The sequence below is a fragment of the Actinomyces bouchesdurhonensis genome (genome assembly GCF_900128465.1).
Lineage (GTDB): Bacteria > Actinomycetota > Actinomycetes > Actinomycetales > Actinomycetaceae > Pauljensenia > Pauljensenia bouchesdurhonensis.
Genome location: NZ_LT635866.1, coordinates 95,207 through 110,971, shown reverse-complemented (window position 1 = coordinate 110,971; position 15,765 = coordinate 95,207). Strand labels below are relative to the sequence as shown.

11 protein-coding genes, 1 other RNA gene and 2 pseudogenes are annotated in these 15,765 nt (G+C 62.6%); 13 read left to right on the top strand and 1 reads right to left on the bottom strand.

What is annotated here, in order from left to right; genetic code table 11:
• From BQ7477_RS02940 to ssrA, 5 genes are all read left to right on the top strand, one after another.
• A partial coding sequence (locus tag BQ7477_RS02940) for a peptidoglycan DD-metalloendopeptidase family protein (RefSeq protein ID WP_073982990.1) occupies positions 1–1,172 on the top strand: 1,172 nt, incomplete at its 5' end.
• 86 nt (positions 1,173–1,258) lie between these two features.
• Positions 1,259–1,786, top strand: a complete 528-nt coding sequence (smpB, locus tag BQ7477_RS02935; RefSeq protein WP_073982751.1) for an SsrA-binding protein SmpB — start codon at positions 1,259–1,261, stop codon at positions 1,784–1,786.
• 17 nt (positions 1,787–1,803) lie between these two features.
• A complete protein-coding gene (locus BQ7477_RS02930) occupies positions 1,804–4,638 on the top strand; it encodes a YhgE/Pip domain-containing protein (RefSeq protein WP_073982750.1) in 2,835 nt (944 codons plus the stop codon).
• Complete coding sequence (locus tag BQ7477_RS02925) at positions 4,635–6,839, top strand: YhgE/Pip domain-containing protein (RefSeq protein ID WP_073982749.1); 2,205 nt, start codon at positions 4,635–4,637, stop codon at positions 6,837–6,839. Before BQ7477_RS02930 ends, BQ7477_RS02925 begins: the two co-directional genes overlap by 4 nt.
• 192 nt (positions 6,840–7,031) lie before the next feature.
• Positions 7,032–7,410, top strand: a transfer-messenger RNA (tmRNA) gene (ssrA, locus tag BQ7477_RS02920).
• 80 nt (positions 7,411–7,490) lie between these two features.
• On the opposite strand, the gene BQ7477_RS02915 is transcribed toward ssrA, so the two are convergent.
• Positions 7,491–7,736: a hypothetical protein gene (locus tag BQ7477_RS02915; protein WP_129582484.1), complete on the bottom strand. Its 246-nt coding sequence runs from the start codon at positions 7,734–7,736 to the stop codon at positions 7,491–7,493.
• 156 nt (positions 7,737–7,892) lie between these two features.
• Here BQ7477_RS02915 and BQ7477_RS02910 point away from each other — a divergent pair, with 156 nt between their 5' ends.
• The 8 genes and pseudogenes from BQ7477_RS02910 to BQ7477_RS02870 form a co-directional block, all read left to right on the top strand.
• Positions 7,893–8,225 (top strand): iron ABC transporter, encoded by a 333-nt coding sequence (locus BQ7477_RS02910; RefSeq protein WP_234968655.1) that lies wholly within the window; start codon positions 7,893–7,895, stop codon positions 8,223–8,225.
• Between the two features lie 174 nt (positions 8,226–8,399).
• Positions 8,400–9,333: pseudogene (locus tag BQ7477_RS02905) on the top strand (rhodanese-like domain-containing protein).
• A 2-nt stretch (positions 9,334–9,335) separates the two neighbouring features.
• Positions 9,336–9,641: a metal-sensitive transcriptional regulator gene (locus BQ7477_RS02900; protein ID WP_073982746.1), complete on the top strand. Its 306-nt coding sequence runs from the start codon at positions 9,336–9,338 to the stop codon at positions 9,639–9,641.
• A gap of 94 nt (positions 9,642–9,735) precedes the next feature.
• Positions 9,736–9,915 carry a hypothetical protein gene (locus BQ7477_RS02895; protein WP_073982745.1) on the top strand — a complete coding sequence of 60 codons (180 nt, stop codon included), beginning with the start codon at positions 9,736–9,738 and terminating at the stop codon, positions 9,913–9,915.
• A 123-nt stretch (positions 9,916–10,038) separates the two neighbouring features.
• Positions 10,039–10,251, top strand: a pseudogene (locus BQ7477_RS13215) (iron ABC transporter); the annotation flags it as partial.
• A 340-nt stretch (positions 10,252–10,591) separates the two neighbouring features.
• Positions 10,592–11,239, top strand: coding sequence for a GyrI-like domain-containing protein (locus tag BQ7477_RS02880; RefSeq protein WP_073982744.1), 648 nt, complete (start codon positions 10,592–10,594; stop codon positions 11,237–11,239).
• Between the two features lie 117 nt (positions 11,240–11,356).
• The gene (locus tag BQ7477_RS02875) at positions 11,357–11,674 is read left to right on the top strand and encodes a heavy metal-binding domain-containing protein (protein WP_073982743.1); all 318 of its coding nucleotides are present in this window, start codon (positions 11,357–11,359) and stop codon (positions 11,672–11,674) included.
• 349 nt (positions 11,675–12,023) lie between these two features.
• Positions 12,024–15,765, top strand: a 3,742-nt coding sequence (locus BQ7477_RS02870) for a S8 family serine peptidase (protein WP_159430576.1), incomplete at its 3' end; no start/stop codon positions are given.

Here is a 15,765-nt window from a genome sequence, read left to right as displayed (position 1 = left end):
GCGCGGACGGCGACCGCGAGGCCGCCGCGAATGCCGCTGAGCAAGCCCAGGCGACCGTCAATGCGCTTCAGTCTCAGCTGGAGGGAATCGATGCGTCCCTGGCGCAGGTATATATCGACTTGCAAAACCTCAACGGTCAGATTCCCGCCGCCCAGGCAGCCTACGATTCTGCCGCTGCTGAATACGACAGCAAGTCCCGCGAGCATGCGACGATCCTGGGGCAGCTTAGCGCCGCGCAGGGTGAACAGAGCCGTATCGACGGTTCGCTGGATGCTGCGAATACTCAGGCCGACGACTCACAGCGCGCGATCGCCGAGCTGGCGCGCCGCAAGTTCCGAGAGGGGAACGTGGATCCAGTCGCCGTTGCTTTGACGGCGGGCGGGACCGAGTCGATCACGGAGCGCGCGGCTGCGGCCGACATGGCGCTGCGAACAGAGAATCAGACAATGACCGCGGCGCTGGACGTGTCCTCATCTCAGCGCACGCAGTCTACGCGTCAAGGCGCGATCACGGATCGTATTGCCGACCTCGAGGCGCAGGCCGCGCAGGCGGAAGCGGACGCGCAGACCGCTAAGGACGATGCCGATGCCAAGCTCACGGAACTCAACACCTTGAAGGAACAGGCTTCTACTAAGCAGTCCGAATGGGATGCCCAGAAAGGTGAAGTTCAGGCTTCGCTCGATCAGGCGCAGGCCGACTACGAGGCTCGTAGCTCGGAGCTCGCCGCCATTGATGCGGCCAATCAGGCGTCCGGCGTGTCGTACACGTCGTCGTCAGGTTTCCGCAGCCCCCTCGACATTCCGATCGTCGTGACAAGCCCCTTCGGTATGCGCTACCACCCGGTGCTGGGCATCATGAAGGGGCATTCGGGCACGGACATGGCGGCTAGCTGCGGCACGATTATTCGCGCCGTTGCGTCGGGTTATGTCAACGCGGTGTCGTCGGACTATTCGGCAGGTAACTACGTGGACATCAACCACGGCATTGTCGGCGGGAACTCCGTCATCACGGAGTACCTGCACATGCAGGCGCAGTATGTCTCGCCGGGGCAATACGTCAACGCGGGTGACGCGCTAGGCGAGGTTGGTTCAACCGGGTACGCGACCGGCTGCCACCTGCATTTCGGTGTGCGTGAGAATGGGAACTACGTTGAGCCCATGAATTACCTGTAATCCGCGTTAGGATAGACCCCCGTAGCGACCCGTGCTACGGGGGTCTTCGCGCACGGTGTGCGCACACGAGTCTGAGAGGAGGCGCCATGCCTAAGGAATGGAAGAAACCCAAGCCGACGGAGGGCCAGCGTGCCAAGGCTGCCTCCGACGCGAAGAAGACGATCGCCCGTAACAAGAAGGCGCGCCACGACTACACGATCGAGGACACCTGGGAGGCGGGCCTGGCCCTCATGGGCACCGAGGTCAAGGCTCTGCGTATGGGGCGTGCTTCCCTGGTGGATGCTTGGGTGGAAATCAATGGGGGAGAGGCGTGGTTGTACGGCGCTAACATTCCCCTGTACTCGCAGGGGTCGTGGACCAACCATGCTCCGACGCGCAAGCGTAAGCTGTTGCTGCACCGCGCCGAGATCAGCCGGATGCAGGACCGTGTGGCTGCTAAGGGCTACACGATCGTGCCCTTGGAGCTGTATTTCATTGGTGGGCGCGTGAAGGTCGAGGTTGCCCTGGCGAAGGGCAAGCAGGAGTGGGATAAGCGCCAGGCGTTGCGCGAGAAGCAGGATCAGCGCGAGGCCGAGCGAGCGATGCGTCGCTATGTCAAGCAAGCACGGCGGTAACGAAAGAAGACGATAGCGTGCCCGGTTCGGTCAGGATTTTTCGTCGCGATCTGTTGAGACTGATCACAGTGCCTGTCGCGTGGATTGTCATCATCGGTGTGGCTTTCGTCCCCGCGCTGTACGCGTGGTTCAACATCGTGGGTTTTTGGGACCCGTATGCGAACACGTCGCAGATCAAAGTGGCCGTGGCCAATGAGGACGAGGGCGCGACGAAGGAGACCCTGGGGACCGTGAATGTCGGCTCGATGGTCTCGGACAAGCTCAAGCAGAATGATCAGTTGGGCTGGCATCTGGTGAGCGCTGATGAGGCCCGCGCCGAGGTGGAACACGGGGATTCCTATGCTGCTTTCGTCATCCCGGCCTCGTTTTCGCGCGACTTGACGGGTGTCGTTGATGGAACGTACGTCCGGCCGAATATCCAGTATTACGTCAACGAGAAGAACAACGCGGTCGCCCCCAAGATCACGGGGGCGGGGGCGACCGCGCTCGATCGCCAGATTAATTCAGCGTTTGTCTCTGCGGTCGCTAAGGCGTTGTCGGAGAAGGCGTCCGAGGCCGGGGTGAGCATCGCGGATCAGGCGGACGCTGCGCGCACGGAGCTGATGACGTCGATGGGGGAGGCGTCGACGAAGCTGGGCAACGCGTCGACGTCCCTGTCCGGCATGGGCACAACGATCGACTCGGCGAAGGAATCCGTGTCGTCTGCCCGCACGACGCTGACACAGCTGGATACAGCGATCACCGATTTGTCGGCGTCACTGGACACTGCCGATCAACTGGTGACGGACTCGCGTACCTCCCTGGCGACCTTCTCCGGTTCGATGGGTTCCGTTCTTGACGGGCTTTCCACGAACACGACGAACGCGCTGGCGGGGTTGTCGGCGGATGCGGGCAGTCTTGACGGCGCTGTGCAGGCGGCGACGGGTAAGCTCGACGGGCTCCTTGTGGAGGGAAACTCGATCAACACGTCTGTCGGCACTGTTTTGTCCGACGTGCAGGCAGCTGGCGTGGGGAATCTGCCTGTGGCTGGAACCGTGCTGACGGACCTGACGAACCAGAACTCCTCGCTGTCGACGGCCATCGCAGACTTGACGACCGTCAACACGGACCTGTCTGGGTCTTCGACGTCGGTCTCGACGGCGCTGACCTCCGCGTCGACAGCAGCCTCCTCCGTGTCCACTGCCGTGTCGAACGCTCGTGCGGGTGTCTCTGGCCAGCTCCCGACGCTTTCGACTGCCCTGGATAACTTCTCCAGCGCCTCCTCGTCGATGCGTTCTTCACTAGATACGCTCAGCAGCCAACGTGACCAGGTGTCTACCCTGCTCGACCAGCTGGATACGCTGCTCACTGAGGCGAAGAGCGCTACGGCGACCAGCGCCACGAACCTGGGTACTATCAAGACCGACCTGGACACGGCCACCACGGACCTGTCGTCGATCTCCTCCTCCAACACGCTGCGTGACCTGGCCACCTCTCTGGGCACTAACGCGGAGTCGATCGCGTCCTTCATGGCGTCGCCGACATCGATCGAGACCGAGGCCGTGTTCCCGGTCGCCGCCTACGGATCGGCCATGGCGCCGCTTTTCACGAATCTCGCGCTGTGGATTGGGGCGTTTTCCCTTGTCCTCCTCGTCAAACTTGACGTGGATGAGGACGGTGTGGGTCCCGTGTCCTCGTCGGCGAAATACATGGGGCGTTGGATGCTGTTAGCGTGTTTCGGTCTCATTCAGGCGCTCGTGGTGTCGATCGGCGACCTCATCATCGGGGTTCAGACGGTGTCTCGCCTAGCTTTCGTCGGTACGTCCATGCTCATCTCTGTGGTGTTTGTGTCGATCGTCTACATGTTAGCGACCTGCTTCCAGCACATCGGCAAGGGCCTGTGCGTCGTCATCGTGGTCATACAGATTCCTGGTGCTGCCGGCCTGTATCCGATCGAAATGATGCCGTCCTTCTTCCGTATGTTGCACCCGCTGCTGCCTTTCACGTACGGGATCAACGCGTTGCGTGAGACGGTCGCCGGCTTTTATCGTCATGATTTCGTGATGGCACTCGGGGCGTTAGGAATGCACGCCCTGGTTGCCTTCACTGTCGGTCTTGCGTTGCGCCCCTACTTGGTGAATCTGAATGCGATGATCACGCGGGATTTGTCGTCCTCCGGCTTATTCATTGCAGAGGAGACGCGTGTGCCTTCCAATCGCTATCGCCTGACCCAGATCGTGGCGGCGCTGGCCGACCATGAGGGTTTTCAGCGGTCCGTGTTCACGCGTGCGGCACGCTTTGAACGGCGATACCCACACATCCGGCGAGGCGCGATCGTCGTCGGCGTCCTGGTTCCCGCCGTCCTGTCGGTCCTGTCGGTCACCAGTGCGGCGGAGGTTCCTCTGATTCTGGGTGCCTGGATCGTGTGGGTGCTCGCGGTCATCACGTTCCTCATTGGCTTGCAGTACGTGCGCCAGGCCCTGGAACGTCAGCAGCTCCTGGGCACCATGGACGAGGGTGATGTGCGTTCCCTGCTTACGCGCCGCGTGAAGGGGGCGCGCTCTCGGATAGCGGTTGGCGTGGCCGCCGTTGGGGCGTCTATTTCTTCCGCCTTGGCGGCTTCGCTCGCGCTGTATGACGCTGAGCACGGGGGTGATGGCGAATCCACCGTGGACGAAGTCGATCCCGGCCTCGCGGGCAACGATCCTGCAGAGCAGGACACGAACCCGGACGAGGCCGACACCGGCCTCGTGAATGAGGACAGTTTGACGCAGGCTCACAAGACCGACCAGGCCGGCCCCGGCCTCGCGGGCGAAGATGACAGTGGCACCGATGATTGCGCGATCGGCACCGCCGGGGAGGAGACGACGTGAAGACCATGTGGACCATCTACCGCGCTGACCTGTCGCGCGCGCGCAGCTCGCTCATCACGATCGTCGTGATCTTCGGGCTTGTTGTTATTCCCTCCCTGTTCACGTGGTTTAACGTCGCCGCGTCCTGGAATCCTTTCAGCAATACGCGTTCCCTGCGCATCGCCATTGCGAACACAGACGAGGGGTATAAATCGGATCTCGTTCCTCTTCATATCAACATCGGCGACCAGGTGGTTGCCGCGCTGCGCACCAACGAGAATTTCGACTGGGTGATCGCCAGCGAAGAGGGGGCGATTGAGGGGACGCGCTCAGGTGAGTACTACGCGGCGATTGTCATCCCCGCTGAGTTCTCGCAGGACATGCTGACCTTTTTCGACGGCGACGCGACCAGCGCGCCGATGACCTACTACGTCAACGAGAAGAAGAACGGCATCAGCCCGAAGCTCGCGGGGCAGGGGGCGCAGTCCGTCAGCGCCCAGGTTAATCAGGTTTTTACTCAGACTCTGGCTGAGATCGCGCTGGACACGGCGACTTCCATGGGTGAGGCACTGTCCTCACCGAGCGCCGTCGGGGCCGTCACCAACCTCGATACCCGCGTACAGACCATCGCCACCCGTCTGCGTACGGCCGCCGACAGCGCTGACTCATACTCGTCGATGGTGAGTTCGTCGATCGCCCTCATCGATTCGACGAACACGCTCATATCGAATGTGAGTACCGCTACCTCCCCCGCTAAGTCCGCGGCGACGAGCGCAGATGCAGGAACCAGCGGGCTGACCGCCGCCGCGACGGCAGCTATCGCGTCCGTGTCGAGCGCCATCGAGTCGTCCAAAACCTCACTCGATTCACTGTCGAGCGCGGTTGACAACGTGTACACGACGGGCACGACGACAGCGACCGACGCGGCCACCTCTCTGAACTCGCAGGCGGACGTTTTGGACTCCCACGCGGCATCCTATGAGACCATCAAGACGACGCTGTCGGCGCTTCCCGGATCGCCCGTGTCCCAGTCGACCCTTGATTCACTGCAGGGGGCGGCCGATCGTTTGCGAACATTGGCGACTAACCTGCGTGGCGCGGCAACCGACCTGTCTACGAAAACAACGGACGCGACAACTAACCACGATTCCGTCAACGCTCTCATCAGTGAGGCGCACCAGTCTATCGATGGCCTGTCCGAGGACTACAACACGAACCTGAAACCGAAGCTCGACGAGCTGGCCTCGACGCTGTCTTCCGCGCAGGCCTCGCTGAGCGCGATGGGCACAACTTTGTCTTCTGCAGCCTCGACGACTTCCACCGGCTCCGATAGTGCGCGCGATAAGCTCACCGGTATTCGCGATACGTTGAGTGGCGCGGGCACAGACCTGCGCGACGCGGCCGGTAAACTGGATACGCTGCACGAATCCATTTCGGAGGCTCTCTCCAGCGGTGACCTGACGATGCTGCAGACAGCCATTGGGAACAACCCTGAAGCGCTTGCTGCCGCGATCGCGGCGCCCGTCGGGATCGAGACGACTCCCGTGTTTCCAGTCGAGAACTTCGGCTCCCAGATGGCACCCATGTACTCGATCCTGGCCCTGTGGGTCGGCTCTGTCCTCATGGTCGTCTCGATCCGCTCCGACGTGACCGACGAGAACGTCGCTTGGGGCTTGGCCGAGGACGACCCCCTTCGTGCGGCTCTGGTCTCTTCACCCGTGCGCTTGTCATCGGGGTTCTTGGGGCGTTATCTGATCTTTGGGACGATCGCGCTCGCTCAGGCGACCTTGTTGGGGCTGGGTGACCTGTATTTCTTGAAGGTGCAGCACAATCATCCGTTGGAGTTCATGGGGACTCTGTGGCTGACGGCCATCGTGTTCTCATTTCTGCTGTATACGCTCATTGCGACGTTTGGGAACGCAGGCAAAGCGTTGGGCGTCCTCTTGCTTGTCCTGCAGATCTCCGGTGCTGGGGGAGCGTTCCCGCTGGAAATCCTGCCGTCGTCTTTCTCGATGATCTCTCCGTTCTTGCCTGCCACGCACGCGATCACTGCGTTGCGTGCGGCCATCGCCGGCTACTCGGGACACGAATACGGGGACGCCATGTGGTCTCTGGCGTCTTTCATTGTGTTCGCCGCGTTCCTGGGGTTGGCGCTGCGTCCGCTGCTGGTGCGCAGTAATCGGCGTATGGTGGCCAAACTGGAGTCGACGAAACTCCTGTGAGGCTTGCGCTGTCGGGTGCCTCTGGGGCTCTGGTGGACTCCGTCCAGGACGAGGCGGTGGCTCGTTGTCGGGGCTTCGCGCGGCCGCCCGGGTGGCTCCTGTTTTCCCTTGACGTTTGGGGTGCGTGGGCGTATGCTGATGTGTCCGACGGTCTGGCGTGATGCTGGGCGTCGGAGAGTTGAAAACTCAAGAGGGGATGATCGGTTTCGACAGTGGTCGTCGATCGAAGTGAAGCGAGCCGAGGATGTGCGCTCAACTCGTTAACGATGCGTGCAAACCAATAGGTGCCGAACAGAATCGCACCGACTACGTTCTCGCTGCCTGATTTCGCAGCTTGAACCTTTAGTCCGTCAGCCCGGGAGTTGCTTCCGGCTCGGTGTCTGGCGTCGTTTAGGAAGCCACTGGGGGCTGCCCATGTTGGTGGGGCTGCTCCGACACTCAATCAACTGAGCCTATCTGGCGGTGAGTCTACGCGGGCGCTGGGGGCTGAGAAATAAAGTCGTAGACTGCGCTCGGAGAAGAATTCGGGGTCGGCTATTGGACGGGGGTTCGATTCCCCCCATCTCCACCCATTTCAAACCCCGGGTTTCCGTTGGAAGCCCGGGGTTTTGTCTGTGTGTTCGAGTCGTTCGGGTTTGGTGCGAAGCGGGCCTAGGCGCCCGAGAGTCCCCCGCGCAGCTCCGCTAGTTCTTCGTCGAAGAACCCCGCAGATTTTTCGTTGATCGCTGCGAGCCGATCAATCCAGGCGACCGTGACCGCGCCGTATTTGACGAGCGACGAGACTGCGCCGTCAACGTCGGGGCCGTCGCACTCGAGCATCATGCGCAGGTATTCAACGGCGTCAAGGGCGTTGCGCCGTTCGAGTTCTGTGATGGTGTCTTGAACAAACGATGTCACCGTGTCATGGTCCATGCGTTGACAATAGCTGATGTGCTTGTTTTCGGTAGAGCGGTGTCACCGCAGGATGGTTGAGACACGGGTACCTGGTCCTGTGTTTCACCTTCGTTGTTCGGTAATGTTGATGGTATGAGGTGGACGACAAGAGCAACGTGGGTGCGAATCGTTGTGCTGGCGTGTGTGGACATGGGGGCGACGGGCATTTGGTTCGGCGTTCGTCAGATGGTCAACGCGGATAATGATGCGCAAGCCCTCGCGTTGACGATCCTCTTTATTGCTCTGCCGCTGCTCACGATCGCGGTTGCCGCGTGGGATGGCGTGAGGGATGGGTTCAGCCTTCTGTGGCTGCTTGCCCCGTTTGTGTGCTTTCTGCCCCCGATGTTTCTGTTTTTTGGCGACAGTGCCTTGAAGTACGGTGCGTGTTACGCAGTGTTCGGACTGGTCGCGAACGTTCTGGGTGCGCTTCTTCATCGTTCCGGTTCGCACTAGTTGCTACTTCTGCGTGGTTGTTAGCTCGGGCCTCGCCCGCGAGGTGTCGTGCGGGTCGTGGGGTCTGCTCGTTGCAGAGGTGGGTGTTACTACTTGCCAGCAGATACCCCTAGGGGTATTCTTAGTCGAGTTATTGGAGGCGATTTTCCGATCAAAAAAGAAAGTGAGCGGCACATGCGAGTCGTCGTTGTCGGAGGGGTCGCGGGCGGCATGAGCGCGGCAGCGCGCCTACGTCGCCGCGATGAAGAAGCAGACATCATCGTTGTGGAGCGAGGCCCATACGTCTCCTTCGCAAACTGCGGACTCCCGTACTACGTCGGCGGGGAGATAGTCGACCCCGCAAGGCTCCTCCTCCACACCCCGCAATCCCTCAAAGCGGCGCTCAACCTCGACGTGCGCATCAACTCCGAGGCCAGTGCGATCAACCCTGCCGCGCACGCCGTCCGGGTCACCAACACGAAAACTGGCGAGGCCTACACGATTTCCTACGACTACCTGATCCTCACCCCGGGAGCNCGCGGGCTACTTCCCGGACGCCAAGCCCGTGCACATCCTCATGCACGTGGGTACCAGCGGGCAGATTCTCGGCGCGCAAGCCGCGGGCGCCGACGGCGTGGACCGCCGCATCGACGTGATCGCGACCGCCATGCGAGCAGGTTTGAAGGCTCCGGACCTCATTGACCTCGACCTCGCCTACGCGCCGCCGTACGGCCAGGCTAAGGACCCCGTCAACCAGACCGGCATGGTCGCCCACAACGTGTTGACCGGCGAGCTCGTCCTGACCGGTCCGGATGCCCTGACCGAGGAGACGCCGATCCTCGACGTGCGCACGCCGGGGGAGTACGCGACCGGGCACATGCCGAACTCCCTGAACATCCCGCACACGCAGCTGCGCGACCGCCTGGACGAAGTCCGCACCTGGGTTGACGAGAGTGTCGGAGAGCGGCCATTCGTCGTCATGTGCGCCGTCGGCGTGCGCTCCTGGATCGGCTACCGCATCGTGCGCGCGGCAGGTTTCAACGTGACGATGCTTTCGGGCGGCATTCAGACGCTGCGAGCATGGCTCGGCGACCGGGCCGATGCTGTACTGGTCAAGGAGAAGAACTGAGTATGGCAACACGGACACAGGTCCTGAATCGTCTGAAGCGTGCTCGCGGGCAGCTCGACGGCCTCATCGAGCACATCGAGAGCGGGGACGCGAACTGCCGGGACGTGCTCACCCAGTTCGCGGCCGTCAACTCCGCGATGAAGCGCGCCAGTTACCTCGCGGTCGCCACGATTATGTCCCAGTGCACGATCGCGGACTCGGACCACGGAAACGATGATGCTCTGGCGCCCGAAGCAGTAGAATCTCTCGTCAAAACCGGGAGCGTGACGCTCGAAGAACTCGAACAGTTGTTCCTCCGGCTGGCCTAATGCGACGGCGCAACCAGCCCACTGGGGAGAACTCATAGCACCATGGCGCGGATTCGCCGACGGATTCGAAGCACAACAAGGGAAGGAAAATATCGTGTGTCGACCCACCACCTGCGAGGTTTGCGGAAAGACCACCTGGAAGGGCTGCGGCAAGCACATCGACTCGGTGAAGGAGAAGGTGCCCGCGGATCAGTGGTGCGATAAGGACCATACCGACGAGGAGTATGCTGCCGCCGAGAAGAAGCGCGGTTTCTTCGGCAGCTTCTTCAGCTAGTCCTGCGCTCCTCTGGCAGCGTTGCGCCCACCGTGACGCCGGATTTTCGCGCATTTCTCAGCGACCGTCATGCTGACGTGTCAAAGAGAGTTTATATTCGTGCGACACAGGTATCATTGAGTCATGAGGTGGACGACAAAATCAACGTGGATTCGTATCGTCGTGCTGTTCGGTATTTACCTGCTGATACCGGCGGCATGGTTTGGTGTCTCGCGCATCTCGGACTCGATGGAGATCGTGAAGAGCCTCGTGTTCCTGATCCTGCTCGTCATCCTGCCCCTCCTGGCGATAGTCGTCGGCGCGTGGGACGGCGTGAAGGAGGGCTTCAGCCTCCTGTNTCGTCGGCTGCTGACACGTAGGGGGCCGAGGCCTCGTCCCCGTGGGCGGACAGGTCGGGCGCGAGGAAGCGCAGCCCCGCGCCCATGTGGTCGGCGACCGCAATTTTTATGCCCGAGGCCGAGGAGAGCATCGGGTGAATGAGTAAGACGGTGGGGGAGTCGTCCCCATAGTCCCCGTAGGTGTGCATCTTCATGGCGTTGCCCCGCATGAGCGTCGGGCGCACCGGCGCGCCCGTGAATCGAGTGGACAATCGGATGCTACCACCGAGGCGCCGCGGCGGAGGTGGATTCACGGGAGGGGATCGCGGTATCCTGGCTGGCAACCGAAGGAGTGCGACGTGGCCTATGACGTGAAGAAGGAAGACAAGGAACTGTATGCCCCGAAGAAGGGACCCAGCATCGTCGAGGTCCCTCCCATGACCTTCGTGGCGGTGCGCGGCAGCGGAGACCCCAACGAGGAGAACGGCGCCTACCAGCGAGCGATTGCGATCCTGTACGCCATCTCCTACACCATCAAGATGAGTAAGAAGGGTACCCGCCGGATCGACGGCTACGTTGACTTCGTCGTGCCGCCCCTTGAGGGTTTCTGGTGGCAGGACGGGGTCGAGGGCGCCGACTACGCCCACAAGGAGGCCTTCCACTGGATCGCGCTCATTCGCCTGCCGGACTTCGTGACGTGCGAGGTCTTTGACTGGGCGGTCCAGGAGGCGACGCAGAAAAAGAAGGTTGACTGCTCGATTGCCGAATTTCTTGTGGTGGATGAGGGGCTGTGCGTCCAGTGCCTGCACGTGGGCAGCTACGACAGTGAACCGGCCACGGTCGAGGCCATGGACGCTTACGCGCGGGAGGCGGGCTATGAGCTCGACCTGTCGGAGGCGAGGCGTCATCACGAGGTCTACCTGTCGGACGCCCGCAGGGTTGCCCCCGACAAGTTGAAGACGATCATCCGGCACCCCGTTAAGCGCCGGTCGGCAGCCGCGCAGTAGGGTGTGGCATCCGAGCCTGACAAGACGGCCGCCGCGCCGCTCGGGCTTCCCTGGTGGCCCCGTGGCGGGGGCATAGGTATTGTTGGTCTGTTCATGACTTAACCGAAGGAGAACAAGATGCTAGTTGTGACTACCCCGACCGTTGAGGGCACCCCGATCAAGCGTTATATCGGCATGGTGTCCGGCGAGACCTTCGCTGGCGTCAACATGTTCAAGGACTTCGGCGCGGGCCTGTCGAACATGTTCGGCGGGCGTGCCTCCCAGTACGAGGAGGAGATCGGTAACGCGTCGGCTACTGCCGTCAACGAGATGTGTGCCCGCGCACAGGCGATGGGCGCCAACGCCGTCGTCGGCGTGAAGGTCGACTACTTCACCGCTGGCACGAATAACGGCATGCTCGCAGCGATCGCGACGGGAACGGCCGTTATCCTGTGACGAAGCGCCACTGGGGTGGCGCCACCTTGATTCGTGAACTCGCAGGGAGGGTCATGAGCGATGATGCCCGAGGCCTCCCTGCGGGTTTTCGTCTCTGGGTCCGTGCACTGTGGCTTGGTGATGGGGAGCTGGTGGCCTACAGAGGTGGCCGAGAAAAAATCAAACTAAGGCAACGCTTAGCCATGGCAGTGTAGCCTATGAATGCTGTGGGGTAAAGCTCTTGACACATGGTGAGCGGAAAGAGGGCTGGGACTAGGTTCTTGCGACTGGTCACTCTAGTCTTGACAGTGGGTGTTTCGCTTCGACGCGAACGCATCCGATGCCCAGTTGTCAATCAAGTGAGCCAGAGATGTCCCATCGTTCCATCATGGCACTGGCGCTGGTAGTGACCTGCGCCCTCGTCGCGACCGCAGTCAATACCCCGGCGGCCTTCGCCGAGGAGGAAACCCAGGCGCCCAGCGTCGCCGCCGGGGCTGCCCAGGGCACCCAGGCCTCGTCGAACGAGGCGCAATCGGCAGACGGGCCCCAGTCCGGTGCAACCGACGAGGCCGGGGATCCTAACCCGGCTGCTGTGCCCGAGAGTACCGACGACACCCCGGCGACGATCATCGTCGCGCTCGAGGATGGAAGTGTCGGTATTCCTTGGTATCGCAGGATTTTCGGACTCTCCTCCCAGACCAAGCATGAGACGGTCAAGGATCGCATCGAGACCTCGGTCGAGCAAGCGGTCCCCGGTGCCGACGTCACCGATGTCGCCGACTACACCCATGCATTCGACGGATTTGCGATCAGTGCCCCCGCCTCCTCCCTCGAGGCCATCAAAAACACCGAGGGCGTCAAGGCTGCCTTCATCGAGCGCCACCTCAAGCCGCTGGTCGTGGACGACGACAATGCGGCGAGCGAAGTCGGCGCGGTGAACCCGGGTTTGAAAAACGCCTCCTCCCTGGAGATGACCCGAGCAAACCAGAGCACACAGAAGGGTGACAAACAAGTCATCGAGGTTATCGACACGGGTATCGAAGCTACACACCAGGCCTTCTCCGGTTCCATGGAGGGTGTGCCCGTACGTTTGACACAGCGAGACGTCGCGTCCCTCGTGGGCAAGCTCAGCCACGGCAAGAGCGGCGCGTACCTGAACTCGAAGATCCCCTTCGTCTTCGACTACGCGGACAACGACGCAAACGTGCTTCCCACCTCCACCAAGGATCTCTCCCACGGCACACACGTCGCCTCGATCGCCGCCGCCAATGCGCCCGACCTGCAGGGTACCGCCCCCAACGCGCAGATCATCGTCGCGAAGGTCGCCGCCGACAAAGATGGTGCAATCCCGGACAGCACAGTGCTCGCCGCCCTCGATGACGCTGTCATCATCAAGCCCGACTCGATCAACCTCTCCCTCGGCGACGACGCCGGTATGGGAACCGAGGCGGGCACCGTCTACGCAGAGGTTTACAAGAATCTCGCCTCCGCGGGCGTGACCGTCAACGCCGCTGCAGGCAACTCATATTCGAGTGCTTATGACAACAAGAGCGGGAAGAATCAACCGTACGCGAGCGACCCTGACGCGGGTACAGTCTCGGAACCCGCCTCCTACTCCTCGACCCTGGCGGTTGCATCGGTGAACAACCAGGACGTCCTGCCCTACCTCACTTACGGTGACAAGCAGATCGTCTACCGCAAGTCGCGCGGCCTCAAGGACGCTGTCGTCCCCAGCCTGCTCGACATCCCCGAGGGAACCTACACGCTGATCTACGGCGGGATTGGCGACGCTGCCGCCCTGGAGCAGATGCTCGTCCAGCATCCTGGTGACCTGTCGACAACCATCGTCCTTGAGGACCGTGGCGGGGCGGATAGCGCGACCGGGGCCGACATGACGCACGAGGCCAAGGTCAGCGCGCTCACCAAGCTGAGCTCGAAGCCCGCCGCCCTCATCATCGGGGACTCCGAGGACACGGACACCCCCTACGTGGCCACGATCGAGTCCACCCACACGATGCCAACCGTGACTATCACGAAGAAGGAGAAAGACGCGCTGATCGCGGCCATCAGCGCCGCTAACTCCCGCTCCATCTCCATCTCGAACCCGCACGAGGGCCACGCGCTGGCCTCCACCAACCCCACGGTCTCGGACTTCACGTCCTGGGGCGTCACCCCGGATCTCACACTCAAGCCCGAGGTGGCCGCCCCCGGCGGTAACATCATGGCCGCCGTGCTGGGCAACCAGTACCGTTCCATGTCCGGCACCTCCATGGCGACCCCGCAGGTCGCGGGCATCGCCGCACTCGTGCGTCAGCGCATCAATGAGGACCCGGCGTTCGCCGACCTGAGTGCCTCCGAGAAGACCTCGATCGTCACGAACTTCCTGATGGGCACAGCCCACCCGCTGCTCGACGTCGACCAGAACAACGGCACCTACTACTCGCCGCGTCGCGTCGGCGCAGGCCAGGTGGACGCCCTGGCGGCCACGACCTCGTCCGTTTACCCGACCGTGGTGGGCGCCGCGAACTCCTCGCGCCCCAAGGCCGACCTGGGGGATGGCACGCAGGGCTGGACCTTCCAGGTGAGCCTGACCAACGTCTCCAACGAGGCCCGCTCCTATGCCCTGGGCGGCCAGGCGCTGTCCGAGATCGTCGAGGACGGGCTCTTCACGGAGCACTCCACCAACTGGGCGGGAGCGGGCATCGACCTGACCTTCTCCGCCGACTCGGTGACCGTCCCCGCCCAGGGAGCCGCCACCGTGACCGTCACTGTGACCCCGCGCTCGGCCTTCGCCTCCTACGCGAACGCCAACGCTCCCAAGGGCACCTTCATCGATGGAGTCGTCACCTTCACGAGCAGCGACGGGCAACCCGACCTGACCGTTCCCTACATGGGCTTCTACGGGTCGTGGGGCGCGCCCGCCGTTTTCGACGGCAAGTGGGACGACGGCACGACGAACGACTCGCACGCCTGCTCCTCGACCCTCATGAACCCGGCGACGGACGTGCCCCTGGGCGCGCTCAACCCGCTGGTTGGGCAGGACCCGGATGATGTTCGCGTCGTCGATCCCGCCTCCTTCATCATGTCCCGCTCGGACGCTCAGGAGGCGCCCAGCAAGATGCTGCCGCGCACGTGCCTGCTGCGTAACACGCCGAAGCTGACCTACACGTACACGAACGAGGCCGACCAGACCGTGCGCTCCTACGCCTTCGAGCGTGCGAAGAAGTCCTTGTTCAACTATTCCGCGGGCGCCGTTTTGCCCGTCGAGAGCCAGGAGGGCAACAATCCGGTCTTCGACGGTTTCGACGAGGCCGGCAACGAGCTGCCCGACGGGCGCTACACGCTGACGATCGATGCCTCCTCCGTGGCTCCCTCGTCCTCGACCCAGCGGATGACCTGGCAGTTCTCCCTGGACACCCAGGCGCCCGTCATCTCGAACGTTGCGGTGATGGGCGAGGGCGAGGGGCGCGTCGTGTCCTTCGACGTTTCCGACAACTCGCCGCTGGCCGGCATTGCTTTCTCAGAGTCTGCGAACTCTCGCCACTACTACGACGAGAAGGAAGCCGCGGGCGCGAACCGTCAGCCTGACGGCACCTACTCCAAGCACTACGAGATCGCCTGGAAGGATCTGGTCGACCGCGCGGATTCTACCGACCCGGCTTCCTCCTACCTGTACGCGTGGGACTGGGGCAAGAACCAGACCCGCCAGCAGATCCGCTTCCAGACCATCCCGATGACCTCCCTGTCGCTGGCCCCGCAGACCTCCACGGTCGTCGCGGGCGACAAGCTCGTGCTCACCGCCTCCTACGAGCCCTCGAACGCGAACGTCACCGACCTCGCGTGGTCTTCCTCGAACGAGGCCGTGGCAACCGTGAGCGAGAGTGGCGAGGTGAGTGCGGTGGCTGCGGGCGACGCGACCATCACTGCAACCGACGCGACCCAGCCGAGCCTGTCGGCCGCCGCGCAGGTCCACGTGCGCACGATCTCCGAGGATGTGGGCATCGAGCTGGAGCAATCCGCGCTCGCCGTCAAGGTGGGCGAGGAAGGCACCGTGAAGGCTTACCTGGCGCCCTCCCTGCAGGGCCGCGACATTAGCTGGTTCGTGGAACCCG